This window comes from Maridesulfovibrio ferrireducens (assembly GCF_900101105.1).
GTDB lineage: Bacteria > Desulfobacterota > Desulfovibrionia > Desulfovibrionales > Desulfovibrionaceae > Maridesulfovibrio > Maridesulfovibrio ferrireducens.
In genome coordinates this window covers 1,039,628-1,055,914 of the sequence record NZ_FNGA01000001.1, presented here as the reverse complement: position 1 = coordinate 1,055,914, position 16,287 = coordinate 1,039,628, and the positions used below count along the sequence as shown (strand labels likewise).

14 protein-coding genes are annotated in these 16,287 nt (G+C 42.7%); 9 read left to right on the top strand and 5 right to left on the bottom strand.

The features are described from left to right. Nucleotides 1-355: 355 nt before the first annotated feature. Nucleotides 356-1,555, bottom strand: a complete 1,200-nt coding sequence (locus BLT41_RS04750; RefSeq protein WP_092158740.1) for an SLC13 family permease — start codon at nt 1,553-1,555, stop codon at nt 356-358. 216 nt (nt 1,556-1,771) lie between these two features. Between BLT41_RS04750 and dnaE the strand changes: the two genes are divergently transcribed. The 9 genes from dnaE (at nt 1,772) to BLT41_RS04705 (ending at nt 11,421) form a co-directional block, all read left to right on the top strand. Further along, complete coding sequence (gene dnaE, locus BLT41_RS04745; RefSeq protein ID WP_092158738.1) at nt 1,772-5,284, top strand: DNA polymerase III subunit alpha; 3,513 nt, start codon at nt 1,772-1,774, stop codon at nt 5,282-5,284. Nucleotides 5,285-5,341: 57 nt separating this feature from the next. Further along, the gene (gene queD / locus BLT41_RS04740) at nt 5,342-5,728 is read left to right on the top strand and encodes a 6-carboxytetrahydropterin synthase QueD (protein ID WP_092158736.1); all 387 of its coding nucleotides are present in this window, start codon (nt 5,342-5,344) and stop codon (nt 5,726-5,728) included. Between the two features lie 4 nt (nt 5,729-5,732). Next, complete coding sequence (gene dtd, locus BLT41_RS04735) at nt 5,733-6,200, top strand: D-aminoacyl-tRNA deacylase (RefSeq protein WP_092158734.1); 468 nt, start codon at nt 5,733-5,735, stop codon at nt 6,198-6,200. 134 nt (nt 6,201-6,334) lie between these two features. Next, nucleotides 6,335-6,766 carry an ATP-binding protein gene (locus BLT41_RS04730; protein ID WP_092158732.1) on the top strand — a complete coding sequence of 144 codons (432 nt, stop codon included), beginning with the start codon at nt 6,335-6,337 and terminating at the stop codon, nt 6,764-6,766. Next, nucleotides 6,748-7,077 carry an STAS domain-containing protein gene (locus tag BLT41_RS04725; RefSeq protein WP_092158730.1) on the top strand — a complete coding sequence of 110 codons (330 nt, stop codon included), beginning with the start codon at nt 6,748-6,750 and terminating at the stop codon, nt 7,075-7,077. Before BLT41_RS04730 ends, BLT41_RS04725 begins: the two co-directional genes overlap by 19 nt. A 26-nt stretch (nt 7,078-7,103) precedes the next feature. Next, entirely contained in the window at nt 7,104-8,216 is a 1,113-nt protein-coding gene (locus BLT41_RS04720; protein WP_092158728.1) for a FapA family protein, read from the top strand. An 8-nt stretch (nt 8,217-8,224) separates the two neighbouring features. After that, nucleotides 8,225-8,980: a motility protein A gene (locus BLT41_RS04715; protein WP_092158726.1), complete on the top strand. Its 756-nt coding sequence runs from the start codon at nt 8,225-8,227 to the stop codon at nt 8,978-8,980. Between the two features lie 14 nt (nt 8,981-8,994). Further along, nucleotides 8,995-9,741, top strand: a complete 747-nt coding sequence (locus BLT41_RS04710; RefSeq protein WP_092158724.1) for an OmpA family protein — start codon at nt 8,995-8,997, stop codon at nt 9,739-9,741. Nucleotides 9,742-9,750: 9 nt separating this feature from the next. After that, on the top strand, nt 9,751-11,421 hold the full coding sequence (locus tag BLT41_RS04705; RefSeq protein ID WP_092158722.1) for a CgeB family protein: 1,671 nt from the start codon (nt 9,751-9,753) through the stop codon (nt 11,419-11,421). A 77-nt stretch (nt 11,422-11,498) separates the two neighbouring features. On the opposite strand, the gene BLT41_RS04700 is transcribed toward BLT41_RS04705, so the two are convergent. From BLT41_RS04700 to BLT41_RS04685, 4 genes are all read right to left on the bottom strand, one after another. Beyond that, entirely contained in the window at nt 11,499-11,726 is a 228-nt protein-coding gene (locus BLT41_RS04700; protein WP_092158720.1) for an FmdB family zinc ribbon protein, read from the bottom strand. Nucleotides 11,727-11,988: 262 nt separating this feature from the next. Continuing rightward, nucleotides 11,989-13,719 (bottom strand): sensor histidine kinase, encoded by a 1,731-nt coding sequence (locus BLT41_RS04695; RefSeq protein WP_092158718.1) that lies wholly within the window; start codon nt 13,717-13,719, stop codon nt 11,989-11,991. A 113-nt stretch (nt 13,720-13,832) separates the two neighbouring features. Next, the gene (cysS, locus tag BLT41_RS04690; protein WP_092158716.1) at nt 13,833-15,290 is read right to left on the bottom strand and encodes a cysteine--tRNA ligase; all 1,458 of its coding nucleotides are present in this window, start codon (nt 15,288-15,290) and stop codon (nt 13,833-13,835) included. A gap of 90 nt (nt 15,291-15,380) precedes the next feature. After that, nucleotides 15,381-16,283, bottom strand: coding sequence for a hypothetical protein (locus BLT41_RS04685; RefSeq protein WP_092158714.1), 903 nt, complete (start codon nt 16,281-16,283; stop codon nt 15,381-15,383). Between the last annotated feature and the right edge of the window lie 4 nt (nt 16,284-16,287).

The window sequence follows — 16,287 nt, the reverse complement described above, 5'->3', positions numbered from 1 at the left end:
ATCAAATCGGCCTTTCGGGAAGCAGGCTGAACCTACTCAAGCAGGCCCGTCCAGTCAACAACTAAATAACTTTTTTTTCAATGATCTCCGAGTGTTACCTCAGTTGCGTTACCCCTTGGCAGCGCGGAATCGAAAACTACACATTCACCCTCTTCATGTCAACCGCTTTGTGACCGGTCAGTCAAAAAAAATCCCGGGAGATGCTGTGGCGTTCAGCCGTTGCCGACCCGAGAAAGAGGTTCTATGAGAATCGCGCGCCCACGTCAATAGGTTTTTGAATTATTATGGGCATCCCCCCATATTAGTTCACTTAACGCCGTTAACCTTAGATTTTAAAGTAATGCTGAGCTCATTGCTATCTATATATATAGGGGATGACCTTCCAGACCCAAAGCGAAAGCAGAACAGCTCCGCATATATTCAGAACCATTCCCAACCCCAACATAGACCGTAATGACACTCTCTTCATCTCTCCAAAGGCCAAACTGTTGCAGGGAGTGGCTATCGGAGTCATGAACGCACAGGTTGAAGCAATGGAAACCAGTATCATAAGTAGCATAGGGTTGGTTCCGAATGAAAAAGCTGTGTGAACCACCACTGCGAAGAAGGCCGTTGAAACTACCGTGTTGCTGAGTATCTCTGTAAGTAGAATCACAACCGCCGCTGTTACCAGATATAGCAGGTATCCTCTTTGTCCATCCACAGCCATCAAGGTCAAAAGATCTTTGAACCCTTCTGCGGCATACTCATCAAGATTTAGAAGCTTCACTGCGACAATGAATACACCTAAAATTAAAAGCAGTAAGAGTCCTCGCTTTGGTACCCCTTCGAGTAAGCTCCCCCAGCTCATCAACTGCCCTTTTCCAAATATCAACTTAAGGAACACAGTCGTAAAGATCAGCGCGACTACAGGTTCAAATTCAGCATAAGCCGGAAGGAACTCCCTTATAACCGAACTTATCAGCCAGAACCCCAGAAAGAATCCAAATATGTTCAGTCCCCGCTTTTGCTTTATGGATATCCGCTCCACTCTATTTAAAAATTTTGCCGGGATTGCCTGCTCTCCCTTTGGAATAGCAAAACGGACTACAAACCATGAAAGCAATAAGAACAGGATAACCAGCGGCAATGCCCATATGAACCAGTTGAAAAAGGTAATCTGCTCTCTGCCCGCAACTTTGAAGAAATCCATCGCACCGATAAGCAGTATATTTGCAGGACTTCCAATAAGCGACCCCATCCCTCCGATATTTGCTCCATATATAATAGATAGAGTCAGAGGTGTAGTCATGGATTCAAGTTCTGCGTCCAGTTTACGGATGACAGGAATCATTGCCAGCACTGTTACAGCATTTGGAATGAACATGGACATTCCCGCTGAAACGAATATCAATGACAATAACAGATAGTCAGCTCTTCCACGGCTAAAGCTGACGGCCTTTGCCGAGAAATATTCGGGCAGCCTGACAGAAGCCATCACCTGGTACAGAATGTACCCGGTAACGAAAAGTAACAGGAGCGGTGCTCTTTCATATATATATAGTAGGGAGCTCATTCAGAAATTCTACCTGTGCAGTTATTATTAGTTGAGACAACGCCCGGCATCCACTCCGTTCAACGTCCCGACAAATTTATATATTTTAAACTCAAACTCAAACTTTACAAAAACTGATTTTATAAATTGCCCAAATCGTGTTGACTAGTCCAGCTTAATGCAAATACTACCACTTCAAGCAACTTTAGAAAACTATCCCATTATCAGGAATAATAAATGTCAGAATTTGTCCATTTACATGTTCACACCGAGTACAGCCTGCTGGACGGTGCCATCCGCATCAAAGATTTATGTCAAAGGGCTAAAGATCTTGGAATGCCGGCAGTTTCCATAACCGACCACGGAACCATGTTCGGAGCCGTGGCATTCTACATGACTGCGCTCGACATGGGCATTAAGCCGATCATAGGCTGTGAAGTGTATGTGGCTCCCGGCGACGTAGATGATGAGGATGCACACAAAAAGAAAGATCGCAGAGAAAGGTTTCACCTTATACTTCTGGCAAAAAATCAGCAAGGATACAAGAACCTTATCAAGCTTGTATCCCTCGGATACCTTGAAGGCTTTCACTATAAACCTCGCGTAAGTAAATACCTGCTAAACAAATATAGCGAAGGGCTTGTTTGCCTTTCGGCCTGCCTTGCCGGTGAGCTCAGTAAATCTCTAATGAATGAAGGGATAGATGCGGGCGTTGAAATGGCGCAGACATACGCCAAAATGTTCCCCGACAACTTCTACATCGAAGTTCAAGCCAACGGCCTTGATATACAGGAAGATGCTAACAAGCTGCTCATTGAATGCGCCAACCGCACAGGCTTACCTCTTGTTGCCACCAATGACTGCCATTACCTGACTCAAGACGACTATGAAGCTCATGACCTGCTGCTCTGTATTCAGACCCAGACAACTGTGGATGCTGAAAAAAGAATGCGCATGAACACCAATGAGCTTTACTTTAAAACACCTGAAGAAATTGAACAATATTTCGCGCATGTACCGGAAGCTGTAGCCAACACTCAGCGCATAGCTGAGATGTGTAACCTTGAAATTGAACTCGGCAACTACTACTTCCCGGAATATGACCTGCCCGAAGGCATGACCATCAACACCGAATTTGAGAAGCTTTGCCGCGAAGGTTTGAAAAAGAAACTGGAAAATGTTCCCTACGAAGTTGATGAAAAGAAATATTGGGACAGGCTTGATTACGAGCTGGGCATCATTATCGAGATGGGCTTTCCTGCATACTTTCTTATTGTTCAGGACTTCATCAACTGGGCCAAGGACAACAGAATTCCAGTAGGTCCGGGTCGAGGCTCGGCGGCAGGTTCTATCGTTGCATGGTCCTTGCGTATTACAAACATCGACCCGCTCCCGTATGATCTGCTCTTCGAAAGATTCCTTAACGTTGAACGTATTTCCATGCCTGATATCGACGTCGACTTTTGCGAGCGCAGAAGACTTGAGGTTGTTAAGTACTGTTCCGAAAAATACGGATGGGATCACGTAGCTCAGATCACCACCTTCGGAACCATGAAAGCCAAAGCTGTAATCAAAGATGTTGGCCGTGCGATGGGCATGGCTTTTGCCGAAACGGACAAAATCGCAAAGCTGATACCTGATGATCCGGGCCTGCTGGCAAAAATGCTCGGCGTAAATAAAGCTAAAATCAATGTTGAGAATGCAGTTAAGGCCGTCCCTGAATTGCAGAACATGGTAGATTTCGATCCGAAAATTGCCAAGCTGATAGACATTGCCAAGCGTCTGGAAGGAATGTCCCGCCATGCCTCCACTCACGCGGCTGGTGTTGTTATCTCCGACAAACCCATGACTGACTACCTTCCCCTTTACCGTGGTAAAAAGGGCGAAGTTGTTACCCAGTACGACATGAAAAAGGTCGAAAAAGTCGGCCTGATCAAGTTTGACTTTCTTGGCCTGAGAACCATGACCGTTGTTGAAGACTGTCTTGATATTATACGGGAACAGGGCAAAGAAGCTCCAGACCTCGACAACCTTATTCTGGACGACCCGGCCACTTATGATATTTTTTGTAAAGGGGATACTGACGGAATCTTTCAGGTTGAATCTTCGGGGATGCGTAAATATCTGCGCATGCTCAAACCTAACTGCTTTGAAGATATTATCGCGATGCTCGCCCTGTACCGCCCGGGTCCACTCGGTTCGGGAATGGTTGACGAGTTTATTAAACGTAAGCACGGTGAAATAGAAGTCAGCTACCTCTATCCCACCCTCGAAGACAGCTTATCCCCTACTTACGGAGTTATTGTTTATCAGGAGCAGGTTATGGCGGCAGCCATGATCATCGCCAACTATTCACTCGGAGAAGGTGACTTGCTCCGACGTGCAATGGGTAAGAAAGACCCTGAAGAAATGTCCAAACAGCGGGTTAGATTTCTCGAAGGGGCACGGGAAAATGAGATTCCGGAGAAAACAGCCAACGCGATTTTTGACCTTATGGAAGAATTCGCGGCTTACGGTTTCAATAAATCCCACTCCGCCGCTTACGCACTTATTTCATACTATACGGCCTTCCTTAAGGCGCATTTCCCTGTAGAATTCATGGCAGCTCTAATGAGTACTGAAATGAATAATACTGAAAAAACAATCATGTACATTAATGCCTGTCGCGACATGGAAGTTACTGTCCGTCAGCCGGATATCAACTTAGGTAAAGCAAGATTCTCTGTTCATCACGGCGATATTCTTTACGGCATGGCCGGAATTAAGAACGTCGGAGAAGAGGCTATCGATGAAATTGTTATCGAACGCGAAAAGAACGGATCTTTTTCCAGCCTGATTGATTTCTGCTCACGGGTAAACCTGCGCAGAGTTACGAAAAGAGTAATCGAATATCTGATCCGGGCAGGAGCTATGGACTGCCTCGACGTCACGCGTGCCGGTCTTATGGCTGGTCTTGATAAGGCTGTTTCCTACGGTCAAAGAAAAACTAAAGAGAAAGAATCCGGCATGCTCAATATGCTTGATATGCTCGGAGGTTCAAAAGAATCAGACAGCGCACCTACCCCCGTAACTTTTGAAGAATTCAATACAGAAGAATGGGATGATGACGAAAAGCTTAAACTTGAGAAAGAAGCTCTCGGGTTCTTTTTAACAAGCCACCCGCTTCTCGCCTACCACCACGAAATGAAACGGCTGGGTCTCGTCACAATTGATGAGTGCAAACAGATGTCCAACGGAGCACAGGTCAGGCTCGGCATAATCATTCCGACCTACAAAGAATATGTCACAAAAAAAGGCGACAAGATGGCCTTCTGCCAGATGGAAGACATGACCGGTTCCGGTGAACTGACCATGCTGCCCAACACTTTTGCCGTTGCCGAACGTTTTTTATCGGAGGATCAACCTCTATTGATAAAGGGTAAGATAGATCTGCGCGATCAGGAAGACGGGGACTCTGATGCACCGAAGCAGGCAAAAGTTCTGGCGGAAGAAGTTTCTCTGTTAGCCAATGCGCAAGCGGGATGTCAGGAAGCTGTCCCCCTTCCGGTTCACCACAAGCTCTGCTCCGAAGAAGGAATAACAGAACTTAAAGCCATCCTTGGCGGATATCCCGGATCAGCGCCCGTAACTCTTCAACTTTTTCTGGAAGAAGCAGTATGCTCTTTACGCCTTGGACCATCTTATATGATAAGACCCAATGGAGATTTCTGGAAAGAATTCAATATGTGGCGCAAAAAAGCTTCTGCGTAAAAAACTAAACAACGATCAGTAAATAAAGACAATAAGATAAGACTCAAGGAGAACATAATGAACAAAGGGACATGGAAGCTTAAAGTAAAAAAAGATTTCGCAGCAGCTCATCAGTTAAGAAACTACGGTGGAAAATGCGAAAATATACATGGTCACAATTTTGGGGTTGAAGTTGAGATTGAAGGAAACAAACTTGATTCCAAGATCGAAATACTCATGGACTTCAAAGTACTTAAGAATGAACTTTCCGCAGTCTTGGAAACACTGGACCACAAACATCTCAACGAGATCGAATACTTTAAGCACAGAAACCCCTCGTCAGAAAATCTGGCCCGTTATGTTTATGAAGAAATGAAAAAAAGAGTCGAAACAGACGGGATTAAACTTGTCTACGCCTCTGTATCAGAAAATGACTCTTCCGTAGCGACATACAGCGAAGTTTAGTCCCATGCGCTTAGTAATACAAAGAACCAGTAGAGCAAAAGTTGATGTTGCGGAACGTACTGTCGGGTCCATCGGGCCGGGGATAATGGTACTGGTCGGATTCGGAAAAGAAGATACAGCAGAGCTTCCGGTTTCAAAATCATGGGAAACAATCATTAATAAAATGATAGGTCTCAGAATTTTTGAAGACACCGAAGGCCGCATGAATCATTCACTGGAAGACTTCGGAGGAGACATCCTTCTTGTTTCACAGTTCACACTCTATGCCTCCTGCCGCAAGGGAAGAAGACCTTCTTTTACAGACGCGGCTGCGCCTGAGCTTGCAAGCAGTTTATTTGAAAAATTTACTGAAACAGTCAAGTCCAAAGCGCCGGGGAAAGTTGAAACAGGAGAATTCGGTTCCCTTATGAATATTGACTTTGTTAACTGGGGGCCTGTTACAATCTTTTTGGATTCCAAAGATTTCACCTAAAAATTCAGCTTTTAGCTTGACTTCTTTTGCTAAAAAGGGAGGATTAGGTTATTAATTCAGCCACTCATATCAACACAACTTGCAACAATTGATAGAAATTATACTTCCTATCAGTAAGGACATCCGGAGCATTCATGCATAGCTTTGTGCTGGAAGCGGTTCCCAACCCTGAAGAAAGTAGAGAAATTGCCAGAAGGGCAATTCTTATACTAAAAAAGTTCATCTCGAATGAAAGCATACTTCATGATATAGACTTAGTCTTAACTGAAGCATGCTCCAATGTAGCCAGACACGCTTATGAAAAAGTAGCTGACTGCAACAGGCTGGAACTGAAAATAACAATTTTTCCGCCAGAATACATTGTCCTTGAAATTGCGGACTGGGGAAAAGGACTTTGTTCTGAAACCATTGATTTCTCAATGCCTTCGCCGGAAGCGGTTGGAGGACGCGGCATGTTTATTATGTCCAAACTAATGGATTCGTTCGAACTTATTAAAGAAAATGATAAGAACATAATCAGGCTAACTCGCAGGATAGAGGAAGATCAATGGCAGACGAAAGAATAACCATTTCCGACGGAGTGCTTACTCTTAAGTTCGGAAAAGAAATCACCATCGAATCTATCTATGATTTCAAAAATGAAGTCGAAAAACAAAGCAACTCTTCTGAAATAAAAATTGTTATTGCCAATCTTTCAGAAGCTCTCTTTTTAGATAGTTCAGGAATAGGCTTCCTCGTGTCCTTGAATTCCAGACTGAAAAGCCTCAATAAAAATATGTATCTATTACGCCCAAGCGACCACATATGTAAAACATTGGAACTCGTCAGACTGATTTCTTTTTTCGATATAATTGAAGACGAACGAGAAATTTCTTAGTTTTTCAGCTACCTACGGAGCTTACCATGCCCTGCCTGAAGCACTTCTTCAACCCGGACTTTAATCATCAGAACCTGAAACCAACTCAGAAAAATGACGGAAGTACCGATTTTTATAATATGGGTTATGTCCAAAGCGTTGTTATAGGACAAATTCTTGCCCAGTGGCAGGAAGAAGAGGAAGAGGGAAAGTGTGCAAATGGATACAGGCACTATTCTGAAAAAAAATTTCCAAAAGGCCCAAACACAAAAATCAATCCAGACGATCCAGACCAGTTAATTGCTACTCGTAACGGCTACGTTTTTTATAACGAAGACGGTCTGATCATGGTCAAGGAACTGCTCAACATCAGAGGAGATGTGGGCTTGACCACTGGTAATATTTTTTTCATTGGAGATTTGGTTGTGCATGATTCAATCAAATCCGGGTTGGAGGTAAAAGCCTTCAACATTAATGTAAAAGGAATTATTGAGCAGGCTTATGTCAAGGCCGGTGGTTTTTTGAAATGTGACGGAGGCATCAAAGGACACGGTCAGGCTCATATTGAAGCAAAAGACAGTATACGGGCAAATTTCTGTGAAAACGCGACAATTGTAAGCGGTAAAAATATTATCATTGATAAAAGCTGCATGCACAGTAAAGTTTATTGCGAAGGTAAATTTGCAGTCAAAGGCAGACTGTGCGGCGGTCCCTGCTACAGTAACCAGTACATTTATGTAGGGGAACAACTCGGCGGGGGACTTAGCACCCCGGCTCAATTGATAGTGGGATACAGTCCTTTGGTACTGTTACACATAGACAAAATCTCCGAACAAATAGACAAACTGACCGACCTTATATCGGAATTGGCAGGCAAACTCTCAAACGGAGTAAGCACTGCGCTTGAATACAGAGAAAAGATTGATAAGTATGAGATAAAAGTCCGTTTCTTAAAAAACAAAAAAAAAGAGCTGTGGAATACACTGGAACAAACTGCAAAACTTGAATCATGCAGAATAATGGTTCCAGGTATTGTCAAAGCAGGTGTGGAAATCAGTATCGGACAAGCTTTTTTACAGGTTAATGAACCCTTGGAAGATGTTTACTTCTATTATGAAAACCATGAAATTAAAGTGGGATCTCCCGCGCTAAAGAAATAGATACATATATGGATATTGCAACTTTAATAGGTATTGTCGGCGGATTTGGTCTTATTGTAGCAACTATTATGATGGGTGGTAATGCTGCAGGGTTTCTTGATGCTCCTTCTGCTATTGTTGTTCTCGGAGGTACTTTTGCCTCTGTCTTTATTATGTTCCCAATGAGCGTAGTTCTGAAAGCATTCAAAATAGCTCTTAAAGGATTCTTCTCAAAATCAAGAGACCCCAAAGCGATTATTGATCAAATCGTAGCACTTGCTGAAACAGCAAGAAAAGAAAGTCTAGTGGCCCTTGAAAAGGTTGCAATAGATGACCCTTATCTAAAAAAAGGTGTCATCCTTGTCGCAGATGGTACTGACTCCACGATAGTTCGGGCTATCATGGAGATTGAAATTGATTTCATGAAAAAAAGACACTTTCAAGGTCAGTCGGTTATGAAAGGCATGGGAGCAATGGCCCCGGCATTCGGCATGATCGGTACACTCATCGGCCTGGTTAACATGCTTTCCAACCTCAGTGATCCTGACGCAATCGGACCTGCAATGGCGATTGCATTACTCACAACTCTTTACGGATCAGTTCTTGCCAACGTCGTTTTCCTTCCTCTCGCTAAAAAGCTTGAAGAACGCTCATTTGAAGAGTCGCTGTATATGGAAATCATGGTTGAAGGAATTGTCGCTATTCAGAAAGGGGAGCACCCATCGATTGTAAAAGAAAAGCTTCAATCATTCCTTGCACCGGCAATGCGCGACGCGGCAGCCTAGCATAAAGGTCTGTCATGGCAAAAATAGTAATTCTTAAGCCGAAAAACAATGATCCACCTCCAGAGGAAGGGTTACCTCCGTGGATGGCGACATTTGCGGACATGGTTACTCTTTTGCTCTGCTTTTTCGTGCTTCTTTTATCTTTTGCATCCAATGACGCTGAAAAATTTAAAGAACTCTTAGGCTCAATTAAAGACGCATTCGGTGTAAAAATTGAAAGGCCCGAAGCGGACCACCTTGCACTTGCACCGTCGGACCTACAGCGCAAAGAAATAAAAATGGACAGCAATGACAAACGGCTGCTTGGTCTTGTCCTTCGTATTAAAGCCCTTCTGGATGACGACGAGTCCACCCGAAAATCCTCCGGCGTAAATGCTGATCAGGACGGCGTAGTCATGAGCACCGACAGCGCGTCACTATTTAAGCCCGGAACAGCGAAGTTAAAACCGGGTGCGAACAAGGTTCTAAACAAGGTCATCAGTATCCTTAAAGAAAATAATTATAACCTTGTTGTTCGAGGACATACCGACAACATAGAAACCAGCTCGAAAAAATTTCCAACAAACTGGGAGCTTTCAGCCGCAAGAGCGGCCAGAGCTTTACGCTACATCGCAGAACATGGCGGAATTTCGACCAAAAGACTCAAAGCTGTCGGATATGCAGACACTCAGCCACTTGTAAAAAATGACACCCCCGCCAACAGAGCAAAAAACAGAAGGATTGAATTTTTCTATCACAAACCTGCACGCGACTCATGGTAGGACATTTAAATGACTGAAAAATACATTGCTCAGGTTATTAAGAAAGATTCAAAATTGCAGGATATATGCATTTCCTGCGACAATAAAACAAAGCATATGTGGGGAAAATACGGTCCCCGCAATGAAACGAAGCTTGCATCAGAAGCTGATTCCCAAAAAATGATTCTACTCATAGGGTCCGGAATAGGGGTTGCCTCAGAAATTTTACTGGAACAGACAAACCGTCCTTTACTCATACTGGACTGCGAAGAACCTATTCTCGCCGTGACCGACTTAAAAAGAAAATTTCAAAATAATCAGAATGTCTGCTGGATAAACACATCCTCCCCGACCACAGCAGTCCGCCATATTTTAGAACTCAAACGCCAATATAAACTTGATATTCAACTGCTGACCATACCTTTTTACCTCAGACTGTCTCCTTTTTATGCCGAAGTAACTAAACAACTTCTGAAAGAAGCAACTACTGAGCCGCAACATCCGTCATGGCCGAAATTTCAATCTGAAAATCCCAGAATACTGCTTCTGACCAGCCAATACTTTTTGATGGGTGAAATCGTCGCCGCATGTGAAAGACAATCCATTCCGCATATGTTCATAAATATGGACGCCAAAGAAATGGACCTTGATATCTTTGTCACCAGAATATCTTCAGCGATAAATATTTTCAGACCAGACTTTGTGCTGACGGTAAACCATCTGGGAGTCGATCAAGAAGGTGTCTTAAACACCTTACTCCATAAGTTCGATGTCCCGATGGCTTCATGGTTTGTCGACAATCCGCTACTTCTGCTGCCCCTTTACAAAGCTCAGGCCGACAGCAACACCACTCTCTTTACATGGGATGCCGACCGTATGGACTCTCTTAAAGAATTAGGGTTCCAAAACATATTTCATCTTCCCCTTGGAACGGATCAAACCAGATTCAAACCCGGTAATGGTTGCAGCAATCCCGAATGGGCCAGAGATATTTCTTTTGTCGGCAATTCAATGGTACACAAAACAGCGCGCCGCTTAGAAGCCGCAGGACTTTCCGGTCCGCTGAAACTTCGCTGGAAAGAAATCGCGCATGAATTCGGCGAAAAATCAGAGCCGTCAGTCTTAAATTTTTTAAAAACTGATTACCCGGAATTAATTCCACATTATGAGGATCTTAATTCTCCATACCGCAAGCTTGCTTTTGAAACTCTTATCATCTGGCAGGCAACACTTGAATACCGCCTTGCATGTGTAAAACAAACGCTGAATTATTTACCTATGATAGTCGGGGATAGCGGCTGGAAGGAACTGCTGAAGGATGAAGATACATGGGAATATCATTCTGAACTTTCATACTATGAAGATCTGCCACGCTTCTACCCTTGTTCAAAAATAAATTTCAATTGCACCAGCCAGCAGATGAAGGGTGCAGTGAATCAGCGAGTCTTTGACGTTCCGGCCTGTAACGGTTTTATTCTTACAGACCATAGATATCAGATGGAAAATTTATTTGAACCCGGCAAAGAAATCGCTGTCTATTACAACATCGAAGAAATACCTGAAATGATAGAGAAATACTCTGCAGAGCCGGATTCAAGGGCTAAAATAATTAAAGCAGCACGAAAAAGAATCATGGCCGAACACACATACGACTGCCGTATCAAAACCCTGATCAAATACATGCGTAAGGCATATACCTAGACCCAAAAAAGCCCTTGAACAAAATTCAAGGGCTTAAATTACATTTCTGCTTTCCGACCGGAAAGCCTAGTCTAACCTCATGAAAATCCGCCAGATCCACATCCAGCCGCGCCAGAACCTACGGACGAAGAATATGAACCACTTTCAGAACTTCCGTCAGACAAATGACCAATACAAGCCGAAATCAATTTAATAGTATCTAAACTTCCGCAGGATAAACATTCAGGAGATTCAGACTTTGAAACTGAAACCAACTCCTCAAAGATATGCCCGCATTTATTGCATTTATATTCATAAATAGGCATAAACTATTTTCCCTTACGTCCTGTCTTCTTTTTTACATCAGACTGCGCACGGCAGCCTCCAGCGGGACGTCACGGCTGAATTCCGAGTTTAGGCATAACAAACTTAAGTAAAATAAATACTCCAGCGACAACAGCAAGAAGACCTAGTAAATCCATCATATCAGACCTCACAAGATTATTTCGGGTTCTTATACCAACTAACGATTGCATTGAAAAAGTCAATCACGAAACAAAAAACCAATCTCAAAAACTGATACCATTCTTAATATTCCAGATCTACATAAAATGAAAAAGTTGAACCCTCACCAATCAGACTTTCGACAGAAAGCGCTCCACCCATCATTTCAACCAACTTACGTGAAATTGGAAGTCCTAAACCGGTTCCGCCATATTTTCGTGAAGTTGACGAATCCGCTTGAGTAAAACTTTCAAAAATCGTGCTGATCTTATCCTGTGGTATTCCTATCCCTGTATCTGAAACAGAAAAGACAACTCTTGCTGCATCATCTACAGCGACTCGAACTTCAACCGTCCCTTCGCCTGTAAATTTTATGGAATTACTAATTAAATTTGTCAAAACCTGCCGGATGCGTGTTGGGTCTCCGGTCACTCTTTCAGGAACGTCATCTGTCACCATGCAGATAATTGTAAGCCCTTTTTTAGAGGCCTCTACATTTAGCACAGACACAACTCTTTCGATCATTTCGCGAAGGATAAATTGATGCTTCTCAATTTCTAAATGTCCAGCTTCTATCTTAGAAATCTCAAGAACATCATTTATAACTTCAAGCAACGACTCACCCGCAGTTCCAGTCACATCCAAAAAATATTTTTGTTCATCGTCCAGCTTTGTCTCTTTAAGCAACTCAACCATTCCAATAATCGAATGCATAGGTGTACGAATCTCATGACTCATGTTTGCCAAAAATTCACTTTTAACTCTATTGGCAACTTCAGCCCGTTCTTTCTCTTCCCGCACGAGGTCCAAAGTCGCATTTATTGAATCCGAAAGATCAGTCAATTCGTCATCACCACTAAGTATCACCTGCAAACGATCCTCTCCTCCAGCGACACCGTCAGTAACACCTCCGGTCCCGGCCTCGAAAAGTTGAGATTTAAGATTTTCAACACGTGATACAAAATGCCGATTCACCAAAAAATATGTACAAATCCCGATAACAATTAAAATCACCATGAAAAAGTATAGAAAATCCCACGCCATAGATTTACCTATGGCATAAATATCCTGTCCCATTTTCAACTTAAGCAAAACAAGAGGGTTACCAAGAGCATCCTTCAAAACCTTAAAACCCACAACAGGAGCTCCCATAAAAGCTGAAGACTCAAAAAAAACACCTTCTTCCGCTTTACTCTGAAACTCCGTTAACGAAAGCTGCATACGAAGATTTTTTCCTAATTCTGCAATATCTTCATCTCCAAAAAAACGCCCCATAACCAACGTTCCGCGTGGCTCTTTATCCATCAAGCTGTTCATTATTTTTTGAGAAGAAACCATTACAATTGAGTGAGAAATTCTAAGAAGACCGCTTTTGCCTTCTTTGCCTGTAGCCTCGATTAAAACTTTCCCACTGCACCCCTCACGAATGAAACAATCTTGAACATCTTCACTATTAACAGTGGAATGAAAGTCAAAGATGTTCCCCTCATTATCAATAAATAATATAAAATCTAGATTCAAAGTCTTCAATGATTCCGGAACAAGATTCGAGCTGATAAATTTTTCATTATGATCTTTCATAAATTGGAAAGATTCATCCCACCATGCCCAGTCACGACACGAACGACCTAGCTCTTCTACTGATTTCGATACCGCATAAAAAGCGCGATCAAAATTTTCTTCAACCAAAGACTTCTCGATCAGATACGAACTGTGCTTCATAAACTGAGAAATGCCGCCCCATGCTCCTAACAGCATAGTCGCACACATAAGCAGAACGCCAAGCATAGTCTTAGTTTTTAAACTAACCCTCATTCATAACTCCTTAGAATATGAAACGTTCCTACTCACGTACTAACTATACAAAAAAAAAGAAACCGGATTAATACCCGGTTTCTTTAATAACTGATTTATGTCGTGTTGTTCTTTTAAATTACGTCCCAAACTGGGCCTTGAGGAGTATCTTTAACCTCAACCCCAAGTTCTGTAAGAGCATCTCTGATCTTATCAGATTCAGCAAAATCTTTATTTTTTCTAGCATCTTGACGTGCAGCAACAAGCTCGTCCACTTTTGAAACTTCAATTCCTTTGCGTTCAAGCATGCAAAGCTTAAGCCCGGCTAGAAAAGTCTGAGGTTTTTCAGTGAAAATTCCTAAAACTCCGCCCCATTTCTTCATATCAGCAAGGATACGAATCCAAGCATCGCGGCCACCTTCACTTTTACGCCATGCCTTGTCTTCGGCAATGCGCCCGGCAAGACGGACAAGTGTGAAAATATACCCCATTGCTCCGGCAGTATTCACATCATCTTCCATAGCAGCATCCCAACCTTTTTCTGCATCCTCAAGCTCAGCAAGAACTTCGGCAGGCAAGGCAGCTTTGGACCATTTAGCCTTTTGAAGAGCTTCTTCCATCTGCTCCATGGCAGAATAGACGCGGCGAATACCTTTTTCAGCTTCTTCAAGAGCTTCGAATGAAAAATCAAGTGGACTGCGGTAATGCATTGTCAGCAAGAAATAACGTAATGTCTCAGGGAGAAATTTTGCAATAATATCTCTGATGGTAAAAAAGTTACCAAGAGATTTAGACATTTTTTCTGAATTAATCTGAACAAAGCCATTATGCACCCAGAAACGAGCCATAGGCTTTCCGGTCGCAGCTTCACTCTGAGCAATTTCATTTTCATGATGAGGAAAGCTCAAATCCTGCCCGCCACCATGAATATCAAAAGGAAGTGACAGATATTTTTCACTCATGGCTGAACATTCAAGATGCCAGCCGGGACGACCTTGTCCCCAAGGGCTTTCCCATGACGGTTCACCCGGTTTTGCAGCCTTCCAGAGAGCAAAATCAAGAGGATCTTTTTTTTCTTCACCCGGTTTAATGCGTGCTCCGGATTGCAAATCTTCAATATTTCTACCGGAAAGTTTGCCGTATCCTTCAAAAGAACGGACTTTGAAATATACATCACCGGAAGGAGTGGAATAAGCGTGCCCTTTATCAATGAGAGTTTGAGTCAGAGTCAACATTTCAGGGATATGTTCGGTACATTTCGGCTCAATATCGGCTCTGAGAATGTTAAGCTTATCCATATCCACATAAAACTCACCGATAAATTTTTCAGCAAGTTCAGCAGCAGTTACTCCGGATTCATTTGCGCGATTGATAATCTTATCATCAATATCGGTAAAATTACGTACAAATGTAACATCATACCCTTTGTAACGCAGGTAACGAACCAAAACATCGAAAACAACAGAGGAGCGGGCATGCCCTATATGGCAAAGATCATAAGCAGTAATACCGCAGGCATACAAACTAACCTTATTACCGTTAGAAGGAACAAATTCTTCTTTTTTACGTTCAAGTGTATTATAAAGGCGCATAGCCACTCCTTATTCTCTTTGCTGATCCTAAAATTTCAATTTATGTAATTGCCGATTAAAAACTTCAATCATAACTCATAAACATGCCGATCAGTTAGTTTGCGTTGACAGCTCGGTTGAAGCAGTAACCTCATATAAACTAAGCAGCTCCTCAAAACTGTTACCCATAAAAAGATAGAGAAGGGGAACAGATTTAGCAGGCTCAACCCGAACAACCAAGTGCTCGGGATTATCAATAAATTTTATCATTTCTCCATAAAAATCTTCGGCATAGCCATTTCCAAGACTTCTGGATTTTTGCATTTTGAGTTGAAGGTCTTCAAGCATCCCATCGCGGTATGCTGAAGGACTGATCTCCGCTGAAGAAGCAGAAGAATCAATCATTCTGGTAATCAGGGTGTTGTCATGCAAAACAACCCCTCCGTCTAAAACTTTAACTCCGATTAAACCGCTTAGCCCGAAGCTGTCCAGCTTAACATCACCAAGATTAAAGCCTACATCCAGCCTGCAAATGTCCTTACCGTCGAAGCAGAGTTTACGCACTGACATCCGTTTTGCTTCATCTTCATATATATAGTCGGCGGAGAGGTCAAAAGACAGAGTCTCGTAACCCATTTTACGAAAATCACGAGTGAGAGTCCCCATGCTCATAAAATCAACAGGAACTGTTACACCTCTGGCTTCTCCCACGAAAAAATATGGAAACTGGTGAGTATCATCAAATTTTTTAACTGAAAAGCTCTCTACCGAGCAAGTTCCGCCAAGAGCAAAGTCGCATTGAACATTCCAGACTTTTATACTGCGGTCAAACGGGTTGATCATAGCCCGCTCAAAATCAATATTTACAATACTTGAATATTTATCAGTGACTTCTCTTACTTTTTGCGCGGAATAATCTTGAAGTTTAAAATATCCTGCGACTCCGGCAATAACGATTACCGAGACACTCAAGATAAAAACTTTAAAATATGACTTTGTGCTCTTTCCGCTCATAATC

Bases quoted from the DNA above. Each gene is read 5' to 3' on its own strand.
- BLT41_RS04750 (WP_092158740.1), bottom strand. From the start codon at position 1,555: ATGAGCTCCCTACTATATATATATGAAAGAGCACCGCTCCTGTTACTT.
- dnaE (WP_092158738.1), top strand. From the start codon at position 1,772: ATGTCAGAATTTGTCCATTTACATGTTCACACCGAGTACAGCCTGCTG.
- queD (WP_092158736.1), top strand. From the start codon at position 5,342: ATGAACAAAGGGACATGGAAGCTTAAAGTAAAAAAAGATTTCGCAGCA.
- dtd (WP_092158734.1), top strand. From the start codon at position 5,733: ATGCGCTTAGTAATACAAAGAACCAGTAGAGCAAAAGTTGATGTTGCG.
- BLT41_RS04730 (WP_092158732.1), top strand. From the start codon at position 6,335: ATGCATAGCTTTGTGCTGGAAGCGGTTCCCAACCCTGAAGAAAGTAGA.
- BLT41_RS04725 (WP_092158730.1), top strand. From the start codon at position 6,748: ATGGCAGACGAAAGAATAACCATTTCCGACGGAGTGCTTACTCTTAAG.
- BLT41_RS04720 (WP_092158728.1), top strand. From the start codon at position 7,104: ATGCCCTGCCTGAAGCACTTCTTCAACCCGGACTTTAATCATCAGAAC.
- BLT41_RS04715 (WP_092158726.1), top strand. From the start codon at position 8,225: ATGGATATTGCAACTTTAATAGGTATTGTCGGCGGATTTGGTCTTATT.
- BLT41_RS04710 (WP_092158724.1), top strand. From the start codon at position 8,995: ATGGCAAAAATAGTAATTCTTAAGCCGAAAAACAATGATCCACCTCCA.
- BLT41_RS04705 (WP_092158722.1), top strand. From the start codon at position 9,751: ATGACTGAAAAATACATTGCTCAGGTTATTAAGAAAGATTCAAAATTG.
- BLT41_RS04700 (WP_092158720.1), bottom strand. From the start codon at position 11,726: ATGCCTATTTATGAATATAAATGCAATAAATGCGGGCATATCTTTGAG.
- BLT41_RS04695 (WP_092158718.1), bottom strand. From the start codon at position 13,719: ATGAGGGTTAGTTTAAAAACTAAGACTATGCTTGGCGTTCTGCTTATG.
- cysS (WP_092158716.1), bottom strand. From the start codon at position 15,290: ATGCGCCTTTATAATACACTTGAACGTAAAAAAGAAGAATTTGTTCCT.
- BLT41_RS04685 (WP_092158714.1), bottom strand. From the start codon at position 16,283: ATGAGCGGAAAGAGCACAAAGTCATATTTTAAAGTTTTTATCTTGAGT.